The sequence below is a fragment of the Sphaerisporangium album genome (assembly GCF_003323745.1).
GTDB classification, from domain to species: domain Bacteria; phylum Actinomycetota; class Actinomycetes; order Streptosporangiales; family Streptosporangiaceae; genus Sphaerisporangium; species Sphaerisporangium album.
This window is the reverse complement of record NZ_QOIL01000010.1, coordinates 104,749-125,130: the sequence shown is the minus strand read 5'-3', so window position 1 is coordinate 125,130 and position 20,382 is coordinate 104,749. Positions and strand designations below refer to the sequence as shown.

The 20,382-nt window shown below is 72.7% G+C and carries 19 protein-coding genes; 7 read left to right on the top strand and 12 right to left on the bottom strand.

All coding sequences use genetic code 11. The annotated features are described in order from the left end of the window. Positions 1 to 190 precede the first annotated feature (190 nt). Positions 191 to 1,933: a PHP domain-containing protein gene (locus tag DQ384_RS19000; RefSeq protein ID WP_220183013.1), complete on the top strand. Its 1,743-nt coding sequence runs from the start codon at positions 191 to 193 to the stop codon at positions 1,931 to 1,933. After that, complete coding sequence (locus DQ384_RS18995) at positions 1,930 to 2,499, top strand: hypothetical protein (RefSeq protein WP_114030183.1); 570 nt, start codon at positions 1,930 to 1,932, stop codon at positions 2,497 to 2,499. Before DQ384_RS19000 ends, DQ384_RS18995 begins: the two co-directional genes overlap by 4 nt. Before the next feature lie 147 nt (positions 2,500 to 2,646). Here DQ384_RS18995 and DQ384_RS18990 read toward each other — a convergent pair whose 3' ends face one another. Beyond that, the gene (locus DQ384_RS18990) at positions 2,647 to 4,221 is read right to left on the bottom strand and encodes a DEAD/DEAH box helicase (protein WP_245966598.1); all 1,575 of its coding nucleotides are present in this window, start codon (positions 4,219 to 4,221) and stop codon (positions 2,647 to 2,649) included. 384 nt (positions 4,222 to 4,605) lie between these two features. Between DQ384_RS18990 and DQ384_RS18985 the strand changes: the two genes are divergently transcribed. Continuing rightward, a complete protein-coding gene (locus tag DQ384_RS18985; protein WP_181871285.1) occupies positions 4,606 to 6,387 on the top strand; it encodes a fatty acyl-AMP ligase in 1,782 nt (593 codons plus the stop codon). Between the two features lie 30 nt (positions 6,388 to 6,417). Beyond that, positions 6,418 to 8,055 carry an FAD-dependent oxidoreductase gene (locus DQ384_RS18980; protein ID WP_114030181.1) on the top strand — a complete coding sequence of 546 codons (1,638 nt, stop codon included), beginning with the start codon at positions 6,418 to 6,420 and terminating at the stop codon, positions 8,053 to 8,055. Between the two features lie 29 nt (positions 8,056 to 8,084). On the opposite strand, the gene DQ384_RS18975 is transcribed toward DQ384_RS18980, so the two are convergent. The 9 genes from DQ384_RS18975 to DQ384_RS18935 all read right to left on the bottom strand — a co-directional run bounded on the left by DQ384_RS18975 (position 8,085) and on the right by DQ384_RS18935 (position 15,501). Continuing rightward, the gene (locus DQ384_RS18975; RefSeq protein ID WP_114030348.1) at positions 8,085 to 8,387 is read right to left on the bottom strand and encodes a metal-sulfur cluster assembly factor; all 303 of its coding nucleotides are present in this window, start codon (positions 8,385 to 8,387) and stop codon (positions 8,085 to 8,087) included. Between the two features lie 139 nt (positions 8,388 to 8,526). Further along, positions 8,527 to 8,964: a Fe-S cluster assembly sulfur transfer protein SufU gene (gene sufU / locus DQ384_RS18970; protein WP_114030180.1), complete on the bottom strand. Its 438-nt coding sequence runs from the start codon at positions 8,962 to 8,964 to the stop codon at positions 8,527 to 8,529. Between the two features lie 3 nt (positions 8,965 to 8,967). Beyond that, positions 8,968 to 10,230, bottom strand: coding sequence for a cysteine desulfurase (locus DQ384_RS18965; RefSeq protein WP_114030179.1), 1,263 nt, complete (start codon positions 10,228 to 10,230; stop codon positions 8,968 to 8,970). Next, positions 10,227 to 10,973: a Fe-S cluster assembly ATPase SufC gene (gene sufC / locus DQ384_RS18960; protein ID WP_114030178.1), complete on the bottom strand. Its 747-nt coding sequence runs from the start codon at positions 10,971 to 10,973 to the stop codon at positions 10,227 to 10,229. The genes DQ384_RS18965 and sufC overlap by 4 nt, the downstream gene beginning before the upstream one ends. Beyond that, positions 10,974 to 11,318, bottom strand: coding sequence for a non-heme iron oxygenase ferredoxin subunit (locus DQ384_RS18955; protein WP_114030177.1), 345 nt, complete (start codon positions 11,316 to 11,318; stop codon positions 10,974 to 10,976). It lies immediately after the preceding gene. After that, positions 11,315 to 12,439 carry a Fe-S cluster assembly protein SufD gene (sufD, locus tag DQ384_RS18950; RefSeq protein ID WP_114030176.1) on the bottom strand — a complete coding sequence of 375 codons (1,125 nt, stop codon included), beginning with the start codon at positions 12,437 to 12,439 and terminating at the stop codon, positions 11,315 to 11,317. Before sufD ends, DQ384_RS18955 begins: the two co-directional genes overlap by 4 nt. Before the next feature lie 2 nt (positions 12,440 to 12,441). Continuing rightward, positions 12,442 to 13,854, bottom strand: coding sequence for a Fe-S cluster assembly protein SufB (gene sufB / locus DQ384_RS18945; RefSeq protein ID WP_114030175.1), 1,413 nt, complete (start codon positions 13,852 to 13,854; stop codon positions 12,442 to 12,444). Further along, positions 13,851 to 14,603, bottom strand: coding sequence for a helix-turn-helix transcriptional regulator (locus DQ384_RS18940; RefSeq protein WP_245966619.1), 753 nt, complete (start codon positions 14,601 to 14,603; stop codon positions 13,851 to 13,853). Before DQ384_RS18940 ends, sufB begins: the two co-directional genes overlap by 4 nt. A 127-nt stretch (positions 14,604 to 14,730) precedes the next feature. Further along, a complete protein-coding gene (locus DQ384_RS18935) occupies positions 14,731 to 15,501 on the bottom strand; it encodes a VOC family protein (protein ID WP_114030174.1) in 771 nt (256 codons plus the stop codon). Between the two features lie 296 nt (positions 15,502 to 15,797). Here DQ384_RS18935 and DQ384_RS18930 point away from each other — a divergent pair, with 296 nt between their 5' ends. The 3 genes from DQ384_RS18930 to DQ384_RS18920 all read left to right on the top strand — a co-directional run bounded on the left by DQ384_RS18930 (position 15,798) and on the right by DQ384_RS18920 (position 18,794). Continuing rightward, positions 15,798 to 16,712 (top strand): ABC transporter ATP-binding protein, encoded by a 915-nt coding sequence (locus DQ384_RS18930; protein ID WP_114030173.1) that lies wholly within the window; start codon positions 15,798 to 15,800, stop codon positions 16,710 to 16,712. 136 nt (positions 16,713 to 16,848) lie between these two features. After that, the gene (locus tag DQ384_RS18925) at positions 16,849 to 17,574 is read left to right on the top strand and encodes an ABC transporter permease (protein WP_114030347.1); all 726 of its coding nucleotides are present in this window, start codon (positions 16,849 to 16,851) and stop codon (positions 17,572 to 17,574) included. 308 nt (positions 17,575 to 17,882) lie between these two features. Then, positions 17,883 to 18,794, top strand: coding sequence for an EamA family transporter (locus DQ384_RS18920; protein WP_114030172.1), 912 nt, complete (start codon positions 17,883 to 17,885; stop codon positions 18,792 to 18,794). Positions 18,795 to 18,906: 112 nt separating this feature from the next. Here the strand turns inward: DQ384_RS18920 and DQ384_RS18915 are convergent, their stop codons facing one another. Together DQ384_RS18915 and DQ384_RS18910 are read right to left on the bottom strand one after the other, a co-directional pair. Continuing rightward, positions 18,907 to 19,401 (bottom strand): beta-class carbonic anhydrase, encoded by a 495-nt coding sequence (locus DQ384_RS18915; protein WP_114030171.1) that lies wholly within the window; start codon positions 19,399 to 19,401, stop codon positions 18,907 to 18,909. Between the two features lie 157 nt (positions 19,402 to 19,558). After that, complete coding sequence (locus tag DQ384_RS18910; protein ID WP_245966597.1) at positions 19,559 to 20,233, bottom strand: GntR family transcriptional regulator; 675 nt, start codon at positions 20,231 to 20,233, stop codon at positions 19,559 to 19,561. Positions 20,234 to 20,382: the final 149 nt, after the last annotated feature.

The following is a 20,382-nucleotide window of genomic DNA, read 5'->3' as shown; positions in this document are numbered from 1 at the left end:
TCGATTTGTCCTGACATCCAGTCACAAAACCCTGGACACTTGCCCGACTCGGCTCGCAAAACCGATGGTCAGGCGGCCCGGTGCCTCGATCGCAAGCCATTGGACCCTCGCCCGATCCGGAGTGTTCATGTCCGGTTAAGCGCCTTTTGCCATGGTTCCTCAGTAGCCGGAACAAGATCGATCCGGCGGGATGGAAAGGCAAGACATGGGCCACGGGCACGACCACCCTCATGATCACTCTCACACGCACGGCCACGGGGACGGGCACGACCAGGGCGACATGGCCCCGGTCGTCGACCTGACGATCCCGGACGCCGAGCTCTCCCCTTCCGAACTCTCGCGGCGCCAGATGTTCCGCCGCGCAGGCCTCCTCGGCGCCGGCCTCACCGCCGCCGGCGTGCTCGGGGCGCAGGGCGAGGCCGCCGCCTCGGCCTCCTCCGAGCGGCGCGCCCGCCACGGCGACGAGCCGCGCGACGGGTACCACTGGCTCGCCGGTGACCACCACATCCACACCCAGCACAGCAGCGACGGCCAGTACCGCGTCATCGACCACGTGCAGCACGGCAACGCGTACGGCCTGGACTGGATGGTCATCACCGACCACGGCAGCGTCGCGCACGCCAAGATCGGCGTCGAGAAGGTCAACCCCGACATCGTGGCGGCGCGCCGGCTCATCAAGGACACCCTGGTCTTCCAGGGCCTGGAGTGGAACATCCCGGCCGCCGAGCACGGCACCGTCTTCGTGGCCCCCGGCCCCAACGAGGTCGCCACGCTGAAGGAGTTCGAGAACTCCTTCGACGGCTCGGTCAAGAACGCGGGCGCCAACACGCCCCAGAACGAGGCCCTCGCCATCGCCGGCCTCAACTTCCTGGCGCAGGCCGTGAAGAAGCGCCGCGTCGACGACGCGCTGTTCCTCGCCAACCACCCCGCGCGCAAGGGCATCGACTCCCCGCACGAGATCCGCGGCTGGCGGGACGCCCAGCCCGACATCGCCGTCGGTATGGAGGGCGCGCCGGGCCACCAGGCCGCGGGCATCCCCAAGCCGAACGGCGCGGGCTCGGGGCGCGGGTACTACGACGGCGGCCCGAGCGCGGACTCGTTCCCCGGTTACCCGGCGGAGAGCTACAAGACCTTCGGCGGCTTCGACTGGATGACCTCGACGGTCGGCGGTCTGTGGGACAGCCTCCTCGCCGAGGGCAAGAGCTGGTGGATCACCGCCAACTCCGACTCCCACACCGTCTGGGGCGACACCAGCGTGCGCGGCCCGGGCAGCGACTTCAACGCCAACGGCCGGTACAACGACCCGGTCCACGGCGGCGCGCCCAACCTCGGCAACGGCGACTTCTGGCCCGGCTACTACAGCCGGACCCACGTCGGCGCGCGGAGCTTCTCCTACGGCGCGGTCATGGACGCCATCCGCCAGGGCCGCGTCTGGGTGGACCACGGCGGCCTGATCAGCGGCCTGGTCGTGCGGGTCCGCGAGGTCCGCGGCGGCCAGCGCGGCGTCACCCTCGGTGACACGCTGCAGGTGCGCAAAGGCACCAAGGTCGAGGTCTGCATCGAGATCACGCTGGCGAACCAGCCCAACTGGGCGATGTTCGTGCCGACCCTGGCCCGCGTGGACGTCATCCAGGGCGACGTCACCGGCCCCGTCTCCGACAAGGACGTCTTCACGACCCCGGCGACGAAGGTCGTCAAGTCCTACGAGGTCGGCAAGAACTCGGGCACGGTCAGCTTCACCTACCAGCTCGGCGAGGTCGCCAAGCCGGTGTACGTGCGCCTGCGCGGCACCGACGGCAACCGCAGCGCCCCGGGCCTTCTCGGCGCGTCCGTCGACCCGGCCGGTCCCGCGATCGACGTCTACGGCGACGCCGACCCGTGGAAGGACCTGTGGTTCTACAGCAACCCGATCTGGATCGTGCCCCGCGGATGATCCTCGGACTGGACGCGGGCTCGCGGACGGTTCCCGAGGCCGAGCACCTTCTCCATGACATGGTGGAGGCGCTCGGCCTTCCGGCCGGGACCATCGGCTGCACGCACTTCGTACGCACGGCGACGGGCCTGCCGCACGTCGCCCTCTCCGTGTCGCTCACGGCCGCCGGCGACGCCGGCGTGGATCTCTCCGCGGTTCCCGAGACGATGGGCGTCGCGCTCGGCGAGCGCCGGAGCGGGCCCGAGGCGCTGGCGGAGGGCGCGGCGCTGGCCGCCGCCGAGCACGCCGGCAGGTCGGGCGGGCGCCTGGTTGTCTACCCCGGGCACGACGAGCTGACCGGGACGCTGAGTGTGGCGGAGTTGCTGGAACGTTCGGCGATCGACCGGGTCGCCGTGCTGGCGCAGACCGAGGAGCCGGCCTCCGGCACACCGGTCGCGACCCAGGACTTCGTCCGGCCGCAGTGGCGGGACGGGCGTGCGGTCCTGCTGACGATGCCCGCCATGGGCGGACGGCTCATGCCCGCCGAGGTGCCGAACCCGACACCCTGCTGCGCCGACCACGCCTGACGGCACCGGGCATCGTCCCAGTCCGCCGCGCGCGTCTCAAGGGGGCGGGCACGCGCCCGGCCCGGCGAGCCGACCGGGCTTCCCCGAGCTCACCAGGCTTCCCCGGCCGACGAGCCGCCCGGCGTCACCGGGCGGCTCGTCGCGTTGTCAGCGGCCGGTTCTGCCGGCCGAGCGCTCCGGGGAGCCCTGACGGCCGCTGCGGGGACCCGAGCCGCGCGGGCCCGGCGCTCCCCGGAACTCGCCCCGGCCCTCGGGGCGGCGCTCCGGACGGCGCTCGCCGTCGAACCGGCGCTCGCGGCGCTCGCCCGGACGCTCGCCCTCGCGGCGCTCCCCGTCCTCACGTCCACGGTCGTGGAAGCGGCGCGGACGGCGGTCGCCGCCGCCCTGGCCGCCCTCGCGGCGCGGGCGCTGCTTGGCGGCCGGAGCCGGCGGCTCCCACACCGGCACGGCGACGCCGCTCGGCTGCCGCGCGCCCGCCACCTCGGCGAGCGCGGGGTGGCCCGGCGTGGCCTTGAGCCGCTGCGGCTCGACGCCCGCGCGCCGGGTCATCTGCTCGGCCGAGCGCCGCTCGCTCGGCAGCACCAGCGTCATCACGGTGCCGCGCTCGCCGGCGCGCGCCGTGCGGCCGCCGCGGTGCAGGTAGCTCTTGTGGTCCATCGGCGGGTCGACGTGCAGGACGAGGCTGACGTCGTCGACGTGGATGCCGCGCGCGGCGACGTCGGTGCACACCAGCACGCCGATCGTGCCCTCGCGGAACTCCGCCAGGATGCGCGTGCGCTGGTTCTGGCGCTTGCCGCCGTGCAGGCCGCCCGCGCGGACGCCGACCCGGGCGAGCTGCTTCACCAGGCGGTCGACGCCGTGCTGGGTGCGCACGAACATGATCGTGCGGCCGTCGCGGCCGGCGATCTCGGCGGTGACCGCGAACTTGTCGTCCCGCGTGACCTGGAGCATGTGGTGCTCCATGGTGTCCACGGGCGAGGTCGCCGGGGCGAGCGAGTGGGTCACCGGGTCGTCGAGGAACCGGCGGACGAGCTTGTCGACGTCGCCGTCGAGGGTGGCCGAGAACAGCAGGCGCTGCCCGTCGGCGGGGGTCTGCTTGAGCAGCGCGCTGACCACGGGGAAGAAGCCGAGGTCGCACATGTGGTCGGCCTCGTCGATCACGGTGACCCGGACGTCGGCCAGCGAGCACTCGCCCTGCTGGACGAGGTCGGTGAGCCGCCCGGGAGTCGCGACGACGATCTCGACGCCGCGCCGCAGGGCCTCGATCTGGCGGCCCATGGACATGCCGCCGACGACGGTCTTCATGCGCAGGCCCAGCCCACGGCCGAGGGGCTCCAGGGCGTCGGTCACCTGCATGGCCAGCTCGCGGGTCGGCACGAGGATGATGGCGAGGGGACGGCCCGGCGCGGCCTTGGTGCCGGCGACGCGGGTCATCGTGGGCAGGCCGAAGGCCAGGGTCTTGCCCGAGCCGGTCTGGCCCCGGCCGAGCACGTGACGCCCGGACAGGATGTCGGGGATGGTCGCGCGCTGGATGGGGAACGGGCTGGTGATGCCCTGGCGCGCGAGCGCGGCGATCAGGGGCTTGGGCAGGCCGAGGAGGCTGAACTCCGCCGGGCCCGCGGGGTTTTCCGACACCGCCTGGGGAAGCGCGCCGGGCGCGGCCCCCTCCTGCCCTGCCCCGGCGGGGGCGTCGGCGGGCATGGCGGCGTTGCTGATGGTCACGAGTGTCGTGCCTTTCGATCGAAGAGATGCGGCGCGTCACTTCTGCGAAAGGACGAGCCAGGGGGTGCACGGCGTGCTGCCGCGCGAGGGATCAGTGGTGCCCGGCTGGGGCACTGAGCGGGTGTGTCGGTCACGACACACGAGCACCGCTCATCATCGTCGTCCTTCAGTCTACCGGACGCGCGGCGAAGCGCGATCAGCACGCGCGCGGACGGCGGTGGCGAGGTCGCGGGCAATGGCCAGGGCAAGGCGGCGTGAAAACTTCTGACAGCCTCGCGATCGCGCCCGTGAGCCCCCGTACCGCCGCCCTATCATCGCTAAAAGCGGACAAACCCCCCGATGAATCGCCTTTCTCCGCAAGGCTCCAGAGAGGGGAACGATCACGTGACGCTCAGGACACGGAGCGCCCCGACCGAGCGCACGCTGACCGAGGCACTGCGGGCCCTGGCCGGACGGGTGCCCGCGCGCAGGCTGTTCGTCCAGGTCGACGACGAGGGCCGCGACGCCGCGTCGATGACCGTCCGCGAGCTGGTGGACGAGACCGAGCGCGTGCGCGCCCTGCTCGACCGGTGCGGCCTGCGCCCCGGGGACCGGGCGCTGCTGGTCTACCTGCCGTCCCTCGACTTCGTCGGCGCGTTCCTCGGCTGCCTGGCCGCCGGGGTGATCCCCGTGCCGGTCGCGCCGCCGAACCCCTTCTCGCCGGGTCACGACGCCGAGGTGCTGTCCGCCGTCGCGACCGACTCCGGCGCCGCGGTCCTGCTCACCCACGACGACTACCACCGCATGGTCACCGGTGACCTGTGCCGGGCGGGGCGGCCGTGGCTGTCCACCCACGGGGACCTCCCGCCGGAGCCGGCCGCGGACGGCGAGCCCCGCGCGCGCTGGCACGTGCCCGCCGACCTGGACGACGCGGCGTTCCTGCAGTACACCTCCGGGTCCACCGGCACGCCCAAGGGCGTGATCGTCAGCCACCGCAACATCCACCACGAGCTGCTCAGCCTGGCCCACGACCTCGGCCTCGGCGAGGACACCGTCGCGGTCACCTGGGTGCCGCACTTCCACGACCTCGGCCTGATCAGCTTCCTGCTCAACACCGTGGTCGGCCACTCGACGCGGACGTACGTGCTGTCGCCGCTGAGCTTCCTGCAACGGCCGGCCGTGTGGTTCGACGTGGTCTCCCGGGTGCGCGCGACGCACACGGCGGCACCGAACTTCGCCTTCGACCTGATCGTCCGCAAGACGACGCCCGAGCAGCGCGCCGGGTGGGACCTCGGCTCGCTGCGCCACATCGGCTCCTCGGGCGAGCCGATCCGCCCCGCCACTGTGGAGAGGTTCCTCAGGGCGTTCGTCCCGGCGGGGTTCCCGCCCGGGGCGTTCTTCCCGACCTACGGGATGGCCGAGCACACCCTCAGCCTGACCATGGGCGGCAGCGGGCCGCTCCGCGTCGTCCGGGAGGCCATCGAGCGGGGACTGGCCGTGCCGGCGGGGCCGGACGAGACGGTGGACACAGGCGACACGGTGGCCTACTGGGGCTGCGGCATCTCCACCAAGCCCGGGGCGAGCGTGCGGATCGTCGACCCGGACACCGCGATGCCCTGCCCGCCCGGCCGCGTGGGCGAGATCTGGGCCGACTCGGCGGCCAAGGCGCGGGGGTACTGGAACCGGCCCGAGGAGACCGCGCGGACCTTCCACGCCGCCGTCGCGGACGGGGACCCCCGCCGCTACCTCAGGACCGGCGACCTGGGGTTCATGTACGAGGGCGAGCTGTTCGTCACCGGGCGGCTCAAGGACATGATCATCATTCGCGGGCACAACCACTACCCGCAGGACATCGAGGACTCCGTCCGCGCGTGCCACCCGCTCATCCGCCCCGGTGGCGTGGCGGCCTTCGCCGTCGCCGGGGAGACGGACGAGGAGGGTGAACGGGTGGTGGTCATGGCCGAGACGATCGGCGGCGAGCCCGGCCCGGACGCGACGCTGGACGTCGTCCGCGCCGTCCGGGCCACCGTGCGGCGGCGGCACGGCGGCATCGCGTGCGACGTCGTGCTCGGCCCGCGCGGCCTGGTCCTGAAGACCACGAGCGGGAAGGTGCGGCGCGGCGCCTGCCGCGACGCCTACCTGCGCGGCGAGGCCCCCGCCTGGCCCCTGCCCTCCCGGCGGGGTTGAAGACCCACGACGACCGAAGGAGGCCGCCGCATGGACCGGAACCTCACCCGCGGAGGCCCCGCGCCCACCGCGGGATCCGGGGCCTGCGCGGGCGGCCCGCCGCGACGGGTCTGCGTGCTCGGCGCCGGCGCGAGCGGCCTGACCCTCGCCCGCGAGCTCGTCCGCCTGGGGCACGAGGTGGTGGTGCTGGAGAACACCGACCAGGTCGGCGGCAAGGCGGAGTCGGTGTACGTAGACGGGCGCGCGTACGACATGGGTGCGCACGTGTGCACCACGGCGTACACGGAGCTGTACTCGCTGGCCGCCGAGCTCGGCGTCGAGACCGAGGACGCCACGCCGACGCTGGAACTGGACGCCGGCCACCGGCGGGCCGCCCCGCCCGGCTCCGGCTTCTTCCGGCGCCGGGCGTTCCAGCGCTACCTGCGGCTGCGCGAGCGGGAGTTCCCGGACGCCGGCCGGCCGGGGCTCGCGCACAGCGCCGCCGCGCTCGCCCTGCCGATCTCCTCCTGGCTGGACGCCGAGGGCCTGGGCGCGATGGCCGGCTCGCTCGGCACCGGCTACACCAGCGGCGGCTTCGGCCTGCTGACCGACCCCGGCCTGCCCGCGCTCTACTTCGTGAAGTTCGCCGAGCTCACCGGCCTGGTCGGCTCGGGGGCGCCGCTCGGCGGGCACGCGGGCAACTTCACGGTGAAGGACGGCTTCGCGCGGCTGTGGCGGCGGGTCGCCAAGGAACTGCCGGACGTGCGGACCGGCGTGCGGGTGGAGTGGATCGAGCGCGGCCCCGACGCGGTCACCGTGCGCACCGGCTCGGAACAGGTGACCGCCGACGCGCTGGTGCTCACCGTCCCCCTGGACCGGGTGCGGACGGTGATGGACCTCACCGACGAGGAGCGGGACATCGCCTCCCGCGTCCGGACGGTCGACTACCGCACGGTGCTGTGCCGGGTGTCGGGACTGCCACGCGGAGGGATGTTCCTGCTGCCCTGGCGCGGCGCGGCGGCGGCGACCTCCGGCGGCCGGTGCGTGGCCTACCACAGCCGGTACGCCGGCCAGGACCTCGTCGTCGCCTACTGCTACGGCGACGGCGTGGACGCGGGCGCCCTGCGCGAACGGCTGGGCGAGGACCTGGCCCGGGCCGGCGGACGGCTGGAGGAGGTCCTGCGGGTGGCCGAGTGGCCGTTCATGCCGCACTTCGGGTGCGAGGACGTGGCGGCCGGCGTCCTGGAACGCCTGGAGGCGTCGCAGGGGCTCAACCGGACCTACCACGCGGGGTCCCTGCCGGCCTTCGAGCTGATCGAGACGAACGTCGCCTACGCCCGCGACCTCGCCGCCCGGTTCTTCCAGATCACCGAGCGCGCCGCCGGGCCCGCGCCGCCCCGCGCCGCCGGGCCGGTCCACGCGGACGGCCTGTACGGGGCCGAGGAGATCCGGGTGTGGCTCGTGCGCCGTGTGGCGGCTGAGCTGAACCAGCCCGAGTGCGAGATCGACCCCTCGATCCCCGTGGAGGCGTACGGGCTGGACTCCCTGGAGGTCGCCGACATCCAGGCCGACCTCTCAGAGCGGATCGGCTTCCGGGTGCCGCCGACGCTGCTGTCGGAGTTCCCCACGCTGGACGCCGTCGCCCGCCACCTCGCCTCCGCGGAACGGGCCGAACCGGGCGGAGAGTGATGCGGCAGGCCCACGGCGGCCGCCCGGGGTCAGACGTTGAAGCCGAGCATGCGCAACTGCTCGCGTCCGTCGTCGGTGATCTTGTCCGGGCCCCACGGGGGAAGCCAGACCCAGTTGATCTTCACGTCCGAGACCATGCCGTCCAGGGCCGAGTGCGCCTGCTCCTCGATGACGTCGGTCAGCGGGCACGCCGCGCTGGTCAGCGTCATGTCCAGCGTGGCGACCGGCGCCGCGCCCGGCTCGCCCGGGTCGAGGTTCACCCCGTACACCAGGCCGAGGTCCACCACGTTGACCCCCAGTTCGGGGTCCACGACGTCCTTGAGGGCCTCCATGACGTCCTCCAGGGCCGTATCGCCGTCGAACCCGGCCGGGGTGCCGGTCGGGGTCTCCACGGGCTTGCTCACGCCGCCTCCTCGCCTCGCCGCGCCCCGGCCGGGGTGCGGCGGTAGTCTGCCCGGACTCGCCTGCCGATCACGACGAGCTCCTCACCACGGCGTCCTTGTACGCCATCCAGGCCAGCAGGGCGCACTTCACCCTGGCCGGATACTTGGCCACACCGGCGAACGCCACCGCGTCCCCGAGGACGTCCTCGTCGGGCTCGACCTGGCCCCGGCCCTGCATGAGCCGGGTGAACTCGTCCACGACCGCGAGGCTGTCCTCGACGGTCGTGCCGGTGGCCAGCTCGTGCAGCACCGACGCGGCGGCCTGGCTGATCGAGCAGCCCTGCCCGTCGTAGGACACGTCCTGGACCTTACCGCCGTCGCCCAGTTTCACCCGCATGGTGACCTCGTCGCCGCAGGTCGGGTTCACGTGGTGGACCTCGGCGTCGTACGGCTCGCGCAGCCCCCGCCCCTGCGGGTGCTTGTAGTGCTCCAGGATCAGCTCCTGGTACAGCGACTCGGCGATCATGTCTTATCCGAACACCTTCTGGACGTGGTGGAGCCCTCGGACCAGCGCGTCGATCTCGTCCGTGGTGTTGTACAGGTAGAAAGACGCCCGCGTCGTCGCCGGTATTCCGAAGCGCAGGTGGAGCGGCCGCGCGCAGTGGTGCCCGACGCGGACGGCGATGCCGAACCGGTCGTCGAGAATCTGCCCCACATCGTGGGGGTGTATGCCGGGGATTGTGAACGACAGCGTGCCGCCGCGCTCCTCGGCCGTGGCCGGGCCGATGATCCGCATCCCCGGGACCTCGGCCAGCGCCTCCAGGCCGTACACCGTGAGGTCGTGCTCGTGGCGCCGGATCTGCTCCATGCCGACGCCGGTGAGGTACTCGACGGCCGCGCCGAGCCCGATCGCCTCGACGATGGGCGGGGTGCCGGCCTCGAACTTGTGCGGCACCGGGGCGAAGGTCGAGTGGTCCATCCAGACGGCCTCGATCATCTCGCCGCCGCCGAGGAACGGCGGCATGGCCTCCAGCAGCTCCCGGCGGCCCCACAGCACGCCGATGCCCGACGGGCCGACCATCTTGTGGCCGGTGAAGGCGACGAAGTCGACGCCGAGCGCGGCGACGTCCACCGGGCGGTGGGGCACCGACTGGGAGGCGTCGAGCATCATCAGCGCGCCCACCCGGCGCGCCCGCGCCAGGACGTCGGCGACGGGGTTGACCGTGCCGAGGACGTTGGACTGGTGGACGATCGAGACGATCTTCGTGCGCTCGGTGACCAGCTCGTCCAGCCCGGACAGGTCCAGGCGGCCCTCGTCGGTGACGGGGAACCAGCGCAGCGTGGCGCCGGTGCGCTGGGCCAGCAGCTGCCAGGGCACGATGTTGGAGTGGTGCTCCATCTCGGAGATGACGATCTCGTCGCCGGGCCCGAGGCGGAAGCGCTCGTCGGTGCCCACGGGGTTGCCGAAGGCGTAGGCCACCAGGTTCAGCGCCTCGGAGGCGTTCTTGGTGAAGACGACCTCGTCGCGGCCCGGCGCGCCGATGAAGGCCGCCACCGCGTCACGGGCGCCCTCGTAGGCCTCGGTCGACTCGCTGCCGAGGACGTGCAGGGCCCGCCCGACGTTGCTGTAGTGCTGCTCCAGGTGGTCGCGCATCGTGTTGATGACGTGCGCGGGCTTCTGGGAGGAGTTGCCCGAGTCGAGGTATACGAGGGGCCTGCCCCCGGGCAGCTCGCGGGAGAGGATCGGGAAGTCCTTCCGGATCCTCTCCACGTCGAACACGCTGTCGGTCATGCACTCGCCTTGGTGTAGCGCTCGTAGCCCTCGGCCTCGAGCTTGTCGGCCAGCTCCGGGCCGCCCTCCTCGACGATCCGGCCGCCCGCGAAGACGTGGACGAAGTCCGGCTTCACGTAGCGCAGGATGCGGGTGTAGTGCGTGATCAGCAGCACGCCCGTCTCGCCGGTGGACCGGAAGCGGTTGACGCCCTCGGAGACGACGCGCAGCGCGTCGACGTCGAGACCGGAGTCGGTCTCGTCCAGCACGGCGATCTTCGGCTTGAGCAGTTCGAGCTGGAGGATCTCGTGGCGCTTCTTCTCGCCGCCGGAGAAGCCCTCGTTGAGGTTGCGCTGGGCGAAGGAGGCGTCGATGGACAGGGCGTCCATGCCCTCCTTGAGCTCCTTGGTGAACAGGCGCAGCTTGGGCGCCTCGCCGCGCACGGCCGTGACGGCGCTGCGCAGGAAGTTGGACACCGAGACGCCCGGGACCTCGACGGGGTACTGCATGGCGAGGAACAGGCCGGCGCGGGCGCGCTCGTCGACCGACAGGGACAGCACGTCCTCGCCGTCGAGCGTCACCGTGCCGGAGGTGACGGTGTACTTGGGGTGACCCGCGATCGCGTAGGCGAGCGTCGACTTGCCCGAGCCGTTCGGCCCCATCAGGGCGTGGGTCTCGCCCGACCGGACGGTCAGGTCGACGCCGCGCAGGATCTCCTTGTCCTCCACGGCGACATGCAGGTCACGAATTTCCAGGGTGGGCACTTAGGACTCCTGATCTTGGGCTGTGTCGGTGCCGTCCGCGTCGATCGAGACGAGCACGTCGTCGCCTTCGAGCTTCACGTGGTACACGGGGACGGGTCGGGTGGCGGGAGGGCCGGTCGGCTTGCCGGAGCGGATGTCGAAACACGAGCCGTGCAGCCAGCATTCCAGCGTGTCGTCGTACACCTCGCCCTCGCTGAGCCGTACCTCGGCGTGCGAGCAGACGTCGTGCAGGGCGAAGACCTCACCGTCCCTGCGGACCAGCGCCACGGGCCGCCCGCCGGCCTCGACCCCGACGACGCCGCCGTCCGGGATGTCGGAAAGGGTGCAGACCTTTTCGAAAGTCATCGTGCAAGCTCCGCCTCCACGGCCGCGAGCACCCGGTCGCGGATCTCCTCCACCTCGATCTTCTGGATCAGCTGCGCGAAGTAGCCCCGCACGACCAGGCGGCGCGCCTCCTCGTAGGGGATGCCCCGGGCCTGAAGGTAGAAGGTGTGCTCGTCGTCCAGCCTGCCGGAGGCCGAGGCGTGCCCCGCCCCCGCGACCTCACCGGTGAGGATCTCCAGGTTGGGCACCGAGTCGGCGCGGGCGCCGTCGGTGAGGATGAGGTTGCGGTTGAGCTCGTAGGTGTCGGTCCCGGTGGCCTCGACACGGATGATCACGTCGCCGATCCACACGGCGTGCGCCTCGTCGCCCTGCAGCGCGCCGCGGTAGTCGACGTGGCTGCGGCAGTCGGGCACGCTGTGGTCGACCAGCAGGCGGTGCTCCAGGTGCTGGCCGGCGTCGGCGAAGTACAGGCCACTCAAGTCGGCGTCGCCGCCGCGCCCGGTGTAGGACACCGACGGCGACAGGCGCACAAGGTCGCCGCCGAGGGTGACCACGAAGCTCTTGAACGTCGCGTCCTTGGCGAGCTGGGCGTGGTGGTGCGAGACGTGCACGGCGTCGCCGGCCCAGTCCTGCAGGCTGACGACCCTGAGCGAGGCTCCGTCGCCGACCACGAACTCGACGTTGTCGGCGTAGACGGCGCTGCCCCGGTGGTCCAGGACGACCACGGCCTGCGCCAGCGGCTCGACCACGACCACCAGGTGGCCGTACGTCGCGCCCTCCGCGCTCTCGCCGCGGAGGTTGACCACGGTGGGCTCGGAGGTCACGGCCTCCTTGGGCACCGTGATCACGGTGGCCTTCTCGAACGAGGTGAACGCCTGGACGCTCACCCGGTCGGCCGGCACGTACGCCTTGCCGACGCGGGAGTCGTCACGGCCGACGGTCTCGACGGAGACCTCCGGGGACGGGTGCACCTCGACGACGACGCTGCCGGTGACCGGGGCGGTGCCGTCGTGCAGGCCGCGCAGGCGCGACAGCGGGGTGAACCGCCAGGACTCCTCGCGCCCGGTGGGCACGGGGAAGTCCTCAAGGTCGTAGGAGGACTTCCCGTGCAGGGTGGAGAGAGGCTTGGTGTCCAGGCCCATGGTCAGCCCACCGCCCCTTCCATCTGCAGCTCGATCAGGCGGTTGAGCTCCAGGGCGTACTCCATGGGCAGCTCGCGCGCGATCGGCTCGACGAAGCCGCGGACGATCATGGCCATGGCCTCGTCCTCGTTGAGGCCTCGGCTCATCAGGTAGAAGAGCTGGTCGTCGGAGACCTTGGAGACCGTGGCCTCGTGCCCCATGGAGACGTCGTCCTCGCGGACGTCGACGTAGGGGTAGGTGTCCGAGCGGCTGATCTGGTCGATGAGCAGCGCGTCGCACTTCACGGTGGACGCCGAGCCCGCCGCGCCCTCCTCGATCTGGACGAGGCCGCGGTAGGACGTGCGCCCGCCGCCGCGCGCGACCGACTTGGAGACGATCGTCGAGGAGGTCTTCGGCGCGAGGTGCACCATCTTGGCGCCCGCGTCCTGGTGCTGGCCCTCGCCGGCGAAGGCGACGCTCAGGGTCTCGCCCTTGGCGTGCTCGCCCATGAGGTAGACCGCCGGGTACTTCATCGTGACCTTGGAGCCGATGTTGCCGTCGATCCACTCCATGGTGGCGCCCTCGTAGGCGACGGCGCGCTTGGTGACCAGGTTGTAGACGTTGTTCGACCAGTTCTGGATGGTCGTGTACCGGCAGCGGGCGTTCTTCTTCACGATGATCTCGACGACCGCGCTGTGCAGCGAGTCGGACGAGTAGATCGGCGCCGTGCAGCCCTCGACGTAGTGGACGTACGAGCCCTCGTCGACGATGATCAGCGTGCGCTCGAACTGGCCCATGTTCTCGGTGTTGATCCGGAAGTAGGCCTGGAGCGGGATCTCGACGTTGACGTTCGGCGGGACGTAGATGAACGAGCCGCCCGACCACACCGCGCTGTTCAGCGAGGCGAACTTGTTGTCGCCCACCGGGATGACCGACCCGAAGTACTCCTTGAAGAGCTCGGGGTGCTCCTTGAGGCCGGTGTCGGTGTCGAGGAAGATGACGCCCTTCTCCTCGAGGTCCTCACGGATCTTGTGGTAGACCACCTCGGACTCGTACTGGGCGGCGACGCCGGCGATCAGCCGCTGCTTCTCCGCCTCGGGGATGCCGAGCTTGTCGTAGGTGTTCTTGATGTCCGCGGGAAGCTCGTCCCAGGAAGCGGCCTGCTTCTCGGTGGAGCGGACGAAGTACTTGATGTTGTCGAAGTCGATGCCCGTGAGGTCGGAGCCCCAGCTCGGCAGAGGCTTCTTGCCGAACAGGCGCAGGCCCTTGAGGCGAAGGTCGAGCATCCACTCCGGCTCGTTCTTCAGCGCGGAGATGTTGCGCACGACCTCCTCGGACAGGCCTCGGCGCGCGGTGGCGCCGGCCACGTCGGAATCGGCCCAGCCGAACTTATAGTTCCCGAGGCCCTCAAGCTCCGGGCGGTCGGTGACAGTCACCTTCCGGTCTCCTTGCTCTTATCGATCGAGTTCCGCGAATTGCCGACGGTCGGGTCGGAGCCGTCACGCGTGCCCTGCGTGGTGTGCTGGGACGCCAGCGCCCGCGGGCTGACGTGGGTCGTGCAAACCCCGTCGCCGTGGGCGATCGTCGCCAGGCGCTGCACCGGCGTGCCGAGCAGATGCCCGAACGCCTCGGTCTCGGCCTCGCAGAGCTGCGGGAACTCCGCCGCCACGTGCGCGACCGGGCAGTGGTGCTGGCACAGTTGCTCGCCGCCGGACTTGGCCGTGCTGGCCGAGGCGGCGTAGCCGTCGGCCGTCAGCGCCTCGGCCAGCACGCGCACCCGCTGGTCGGCGGGGACCTCGCGCATCAACGGCTCCAGGCGCCTGACCAGGCCGCTGACCTGGGATCTGGCGAACTCGGCCACGGCCTCCTCGCCCATGCGCTCGGCCAGGAAGCGCAGCGCGCCGCCCGCGAGACCGTCATAGGCGTGCTCGAAGGCGCTGCGGCCCGCGTCGGTGATGACGAACAGCTTCGCCGGCCTGCCCCGGCCCCGCTGCCCGCGTGGCCGTGCGGTGCGAGGCTCTATCATTCCCTCGGCGAGCAGCGCGTCCAGATGGCGGCGGACCGCCGCGGGCGTGAGCCCCAGCCGCTCGCCCAGCGCGGCGGCGTCGACCGGGCCGTGTTCCAGGATCAGCCGAGCGACGCGCGCGCGCGTACCGCGCTCGGCGCCCTTCTCGGCGTTCGTCATCCCGGTCACGTTTTTCACAACATCAGTGTGCCGTAATTCCTTCCCGAGGCACAACCCGTGAACGCGCGCGGACCGAATGCAGTCCGTCACGCAGGGAAGCCTTACCTAATCTCGACCTTCGCTCGATTCACCCGGCGGGCCTGAGGGCCGTGACGGCGAAGACGGCTCCGAAGGGGTCGGCGAGGACGGCGGACCGGCCCGGCGGCAGGTCCCGGGGCCGCTGGAGCGCCGTCGCGCCGCGCTCGGCCGCGAGGGCCACGACGGCGTCGCAGTCGCGCACGGCGAAATGGACCAGCCAGCGGGCCCGCGCTCCCCCGGGAAGCTCGCCGCCGGTCGGGGTCATGGCCGCGACCGGCCTGCCGTCCACCAGCCACTCGGTGTGCCCCCCGCCGGGGACGCCGCGGCCGGCCCAGCCGAACACGGCCGGGTAGAACGCCTTGGCGTCCTCGGGGTCGCGCGTGTCCAGGGCGCTCCAGCACATCGAGACCGGCTCGCCGACGAGCTGCGCGCCGAAGTGCCGCCCGGGCTCCCAGACCATGAAGACGGCGCCCGCCGGATCCTCGAACACGGCCATGGAGCCCTCGTCGAAGACCTGGACCGGGCCGGTGGACACCCGCCCCCCGGCCTCCTTGACCCTGCCGGCGACCGACTCGGCGTCGCCGGTGGCGATGTAGGTGTTCCAGGCCGGGGGCCTGCCGGGGCCGAACGTGGGCCCGACGCCCGCGACGAGCTTGCCGTCCTGCCGGAACGTCCCGTATCCGCCCGCCTCCGGGTCGGGGTCGAACCCGGCGCGCCACCCGAAGATCTCCTCGTAGAAGGCGGCCGACGCGCGAGGGTCGGGGCTGGAGAGATCCGCCCAGCAGGGCACACCGGGCTGGTAACCGCTACGGGCCGGCATTGCGGACCTCCCTTGCCGCGGACGCTGCGCGCCCGGTCTCCGGACGGGCCCCGGCGCGGAGCACCGGGACCGGCGCCCGTGGCGGCCTCGACGGGACGCGTCGACGCCCTGCCCCGGACTCCCCGCGCGCCGGGGCGAGCACGGGGCCAGCGTCACACGGCGCGCGATCCCCCCGCGCGGCGACCGGCCGCCTTGGCGGGAGGCGCCCGCAACCTTTACCTCCCTTTACCGCGACGCGGCCCGGGCGGCGCGGTCCGGCGCGGGGACCGCCCCGCGCGGTCCCTAGACTCGTCAGCATGGACTCCCCAGCCGTCGCGCTCACCGACCTGGTCAAGCGATACGGCCGCACGATCGCCGTCGACGGCCTGACGCTGAGCGCCGAACGCGGTGCGGTCACGGCCATCCTGGGCCCGAACGGCGCCGGGAAGACCTCGACGATCGAGATCTGCGAGGGGTTCCGCAGGGCCGATGGCGGCGCCGTCCGGGTGCTCGGCCTCGACCCCGCGCGCGACGCCGCGAGGCTCAAGCCCCGCATCGGCGTGATGCTCCAGGCCGGCGGCGTGCCCCCGGCCATGCGGGCCGGCGAGTGGCTGCGGCTGGTCGCCCGCTTCCACGCCCATCCCCTCGACCCTGGAGCGCTGCTCGACCGGCTGGGGCTGACCGAGCACGCCCGCACCCCCTACCGCCGCATGTCGGGCGGCCAGCAGCAGCGCGTGTCGCTGGCCGCGGCCATCATCGGCCGTCCCGAGCTGGTCTTCCTGGACGAGCCGACCGCGGGGCTCGACCCCCAGGCGCGGCACGCCTGCTGGGACGTCGTCGGCGAGCTGCGCGCCCGGGGGGTGTCCACGGTGCTGACCACCCACCACATGGACGAGGCCGAGAAGCTCGCCGACAAGGTGGTCATCATCGACCGGGGCACCGTCGTCGCCGAGGGCAGCCCGCGCACGCTGACGGGCGCCGAGCGCCAGCTCCGCTTCCGGGCCAGGCCGGGGCTCGACCTGGACGAGCTGCTGACCGCCCTTCCCACGGGCACGGCCGCCAAGGAGTCGCCGAGCGGCCACTACGTCATCGAGGGGCACGTCGGGCCCGAGCTGCTCGGCACGGTCACCGCCTGGTGCGCCGCCGAGGGCGTGACCGCCGACGACCTCAGCGTAGAGCGGCGCACCCTGGAGGACGTCTTCCTCGAACTGACCGGAAGGGAGCTCCGGTGACCACCCCGGACATCACCCCCGACATCACGCCGGGCGCGGCCGTCCCGCGCCGCACGGCCCCGTCGGGCGGAGGGCGGGCCCGGTGAGCGCCGCGCTGGACTTCACGCCGCGCCCGGGCGCGGCGCCGCTGCACCGCATGGTGCTGGCCCAGACCGGGGCCGAGGTGCGGGCGGTGCTGCGCAACGGCGAGCAGCTCCTGCTCACCATGATCATCCCGCTGCTCGTGCTCGTCGGGTTCTCGGCCGCCCCGCTGCTGGAGGTGCCGGGCAGGCGCATCGACTTCGTCGCGCCCGGGGTGCTCGCCCTGGCGATCATGTCGACGGCCTTCACCGGCCAGGCGATCGGCACCGGCTTCGAGCGCAGGTACGGCGTGCTCAAGCGCCTCGGCGCCACGCCGCTGTCGCGCGCGGGGCTCATGCTGGCCAAGACCCTCGCGGTGATCACCGTCGAGATCCTCCAGTTCGCCGTCATCGCGGCCGTGGCGCTCGCGCTCGGATGGCGCCCGCACGGCGCCCCGCTGGAGGCGTTCGCCCTGGTCCTGGTGATGGTCCTCGCCGGGACGGCGGCGTTCAGCGGCCTCGCGCTGCTGATGGCCGGCACGCTGCGCGCCGAGGCGACGCTGGCGGCGGCGAACCTCGTCTACCTGGTGCTGCTCGGCCTCGGCGGCGTGGTGGTGCCGGTGACGTCGTTCCCGCACGCGCTGCGCGTGGTGGCCGAGGTGCTGCCCATCACGGCCCTGACCGGGGGCCTGCGGTCGATTCTCGCCCAGGGCGGCGGGCTGCCGGCTCGTGAGCTGCTGATCCTCCTCGCGTGGGCCGCGGTGACACTGGCCCTGGCCGCCCGCACGTTCCGCTGGGAGTGACCCCGGGGCCGCCGGATCCCGTCGCGGCGGGGCCACCTCGCGCGCCCGGCCCCGCGCACGGCCGGTGACTGCGGGGTCTCCCCGCCACGGCATCACGGGTACGCCCGGCCCCGCTCGGCGGGGTGACCCGGGAGGCGGGGAGAGCGCGCGGCGGCCCCCGCGCGCGGGCGGTGACCGGCGTGCATGTATTCCTAGGAGGACACCGACGCGGGCCGTCAGGTCGCGGACACCCCCGGCCGTCCGGCGTCGCGACGTCCCCGATCTCCCCCGACCGCGCCAGAAGGTGCGAGGAACGCGAGAAGACCCTCATGGCCGTGCCGACCCTGTCCGTCTCCGACGGGCCGTTCTCGCGTGATCGCCCGCGCCCCGGCTCCCTCGCCCGGGCGGCGGCCGGGGCCGTGCCCCCGCCGGGGCTGGTGCTCCTGGCGATCCTGTCGGTGCAGATCGGCGCGGGCTTCGCCAAGGACCTGTTCACCGCGCTCCCGCCCACCGCCGTGGTGTTCCTGCGCATCGCCACCGGGGCGCTGATCCTGGGCGTCGTGGCCCGGCCCCGCCTGCGGGGGCTGACGCGGCGCGACCTGGCCGCCGGGCTGGCCTTCGGCCTCACGCTCGGGGTCATGAACATCTCGTTCTACGAGGGCCTGGCGCGGCTGCCGATGGGCATCTGCGTGACGATCGAGTTCCTCGGCCCGCTCGGCGTGGCCGTCGCGGCCTCCCGCCGCAGGGCCGACCTGCTGTGGGTGGTGCTGGCGGCGCTCGGCATCGTCCTGCTGGCGCCGTGGGACGGCGGCGGCGGCCTGAGCCTGCCCGGCATCGGCTTCGCCGCGCTGGCGGGCGCGTGCTGGGCGGCGTACATCCTGCTGTCGGCGGCCGTGGGCAAGCGGTTCCCGGGAACGACCGGGCTGTCCTTCGCGATGATCGTCGCGGTGGCGGTGAGCGCGCCCGCCGGGATCGCCACCGGGGGCGCCGACCTGCTGCGTCCCGAGCTGCTGCTGCTGGGGGCGGGGGTCGGGCTGCTCTCGTCGGTCATCCCCTACAGCCTGGAGCTGGAGGCGCTGCGCCGGATGCCGAAGCGGGTCTTCGGCATCCTGATGAGCGTGGAGCCGGCGGCCGCCGCGCTGGTGGGCCTGTTCGTCCTCGGGGAGATCCTGAACGTGCGCGAGTGGGCGGCGATCGGCTGCGTGGTCATCGCCTCGGTCGGCGCCACCCGCACGTCCTGAGCACGTCCTGAGCGCGTTCTTAAGCGCCGTCCGAAGCACCGGGTCCGGGGAGGCGCGGATCGGGCGCGGGGGCCGCCGCTCCCGGGGCGTGGACGGGAACGGCGGCCCGGCCTCAGGCCTTGACCTCGCGCAGGCGCCCGGTCTCGACCTCGTACACGAAGCCGCGCACGGAGTCCTTGACCGGGATGAACGGGTCGGCCCTGATGCGGTTGACCGACTGCACGACGTCCTCGTCCAGGTCGGTGAACGCCTCGGCGGCCCAGTCGGGCTTGATGCCGGTCTCGGCCTCGATCGCGTGCTTGAAGCCGTCGTCGGTGAAGGTCAGCATGCCGCAGTCGGTGTGGTGGATCAGGATGATCTCGCGGGTGCCGAGCAGGCGCTGGCTGATGGCGAGGCTGCGCCGCTCGTCGGCGGTGACGACCCCGCCGGCGTTGCGGATGACGTGCGCGTCGCCCTCGGACAGACCGAGCAGGCCGTAGACGTTGAGCCGCGCGTCCATGCAGGCGAGGACGGCGACGCCCTTGGCCGGGGGCAGCGGGAGGTGCCCCTTGTCGAACCGCTCGGCGTATCGCCCGGCGTTGGCGAGAAGTTCGTCCGTGACGCTCATGTGGCCCTCCGAGGTCAGGTGACTCTTGTCCGTCGCCGACCCACGATTCCCCACATTACCTATCGAGTCAACAGGTTAACCGTACGTGGCCATACCGATCACAACCCATCACCGCTGACGGGAGGCAGTCCAGGGAGGACGCTCGCGCGCCGGCCGGTCACTCCGGGCGGTCGGCCCAGATGCCTCGTACGTGCTGGATATGGTGCTCCATCACGCGCCGGGCGGCCCCGGCGTCGCCGCGCACCAGCGCGTCCAGGAGGTCCAGGTGCTCCCGGGCCGAGTGGACGAGCGCGCCCCGCTCCGACAGGCCCTTCAGCCCGTACAGCCGGGCGCGGTACCTCAGGTCGCGGGCGATCTCGACCAGGTGGGCGTTGCCCGCCAGCCGGAGCAGGTCCACGTGGAAGCGCAGGTCCGCGTTGACGTAGGCCAGAAGGTCGCCGGACTCGGCCGCGGCGACGATCTCCAGGGCCACCGGCCGCAGCGACTCGAACTCCCCCGCCCGCGCGGCGTCGGCCAGGCGGGCGACCGTCGGCACCTCCAGCAGCGCGCGGATCTCGGTGAGCTCGTCCAGCTCGCGCTCGGACAGCTCGGTCACCCGGAAGCCCTTGTTGCGCACCGCCTCGACGAGCCCCTCCTTGGCCAGGTCGAGCATGGCCTCGCGCACGGGCGTGGCCGAGACGCCGAACTGGGCGGCCAGCACCGGCGCCGAGTACACGACGCCCGGGCGCATCTCCGCGGCGACCAGCGCGTCCCTCAGGGCCTGCGCGACCTGCTCGCGCAGGCTCTGGCGCCCGCTCATGACCGGCAGGTGGAGCCCGCCCTCCTCGCTCACGGCCCGCTCCGCTCGGACCCAGTGGTCATCCCGGCATCCCCTCCCGGCTCATTGCCCCTCCACGCGCCGTGACGGCGGCCGCCACGACCAGATCCTCCCAGGCCATGCCCACGCTCTCGAACAGCCTGGGCCATCGGCAGGAGCCCGCG

Excerpts from the sequence above, each read along its gene's own strand:
- sufD (WP_114030176.1), bottom strand. The coding sequence starts at position 12,439 with ATGGGCCTGGACACCAAGCCTCTCTCCACCCTGCACGGGAAGTCCTCC.
- DQ384_RS18965 (WP_114030179.1), bottom strand. The coding sequence starts at position 10,230 with ATGACCGACAGCGTGTTCGACGTGGAGAGGATCCGGAAGGACTTCCCG.
- DQ384_RS18925 (WP_114030347.1), top strand. The coding sequence starts at position 16,849 with ATGGTGCTGGCCCAGACCGGGGCCGAGGTGCGGGCGGTGCTGCGCAAC.
- DQ384_RS18935 (WP_114030174.1), bottom strand. The coding sequence starts at position 15,501 with ATGCCGGCCCGTAGCGGTTACCAGCCCGGTGTGCCCTGCTGGGCGGAT.
- DQ384_RS18980 (WP_114030181.1), top strand. The coding sequence starts at position 6,418 with ATGGACCGGAACCTCACCCGCGGAGGCCCCGCGCCCACCGCGGGATCC.
- DQ384_RS18940 (WP_245966619.1), bottom strand. The coding sequence starts at position 14,603 with ATGACGAACGCCGAGAAGGGCGCCGAGCGCGGTACGCGCGCGCGCGTC.
- DQ384_RS18995 (WP_114030183.1), top strand. The coding sequence starts at position 1,930 with ATGATCCTCGGACTGGACGCGGGCTCGCGGACGGTTCCCGAGGCCGAG.
- sufU (WP_114030180.1), bottom strand. The coding sequence starts at position 8,964 with ATGATCGCCGAGTCGCTGTACCAGGAGCTGATCCTGGAGCACTACAAG.
- DQ384_RS18930 (WP_114030173.1), top strand. The coding sequence starts at position 15,798 with ATGGACTCCCCAGCCGTCGCGCTCACCGACCTGGTCAAGCGATACGGC.
- DQ384_RS19000 (WP_220183013.1), top strand. The coding sequence starts at position 191 with ATGGAAAGGCAAGACATGGGCCACGGGCACGACCACCCTCATGATCAC.
- DQ384_RS18915 (WP_114030171.1), bottom strand. The coding sequence starts at position 19,401 with ATGAGCGTCACGGACGAACTTCTCGCCAACGCCGGGCGATACGCCGAG.
- DQ384_RS18955 (WP_114030177.1), bottom strand. The coding sequence starts at position 11,318 with ATGACTTTCGAAAAGGTCTGCACCCTTTCCGACATCCCGGACGGCGGC.
- DQ384_RS18920 (WP_114030172.1), top strand. The coding sequence starts at position 17,883 with ATGGCCGTGCCGACCCTGTCCGTCTCCGACGGGCCGTTCTCGCGTGAT.
- DQ384_RS18975 (WP_114030348.1), bottom strand. The coding sequence starts at position 8,387 with ATGGAGGCCCTCAAGGACGTCGTGGACCCCGAACTGGGGGTCAACGTG.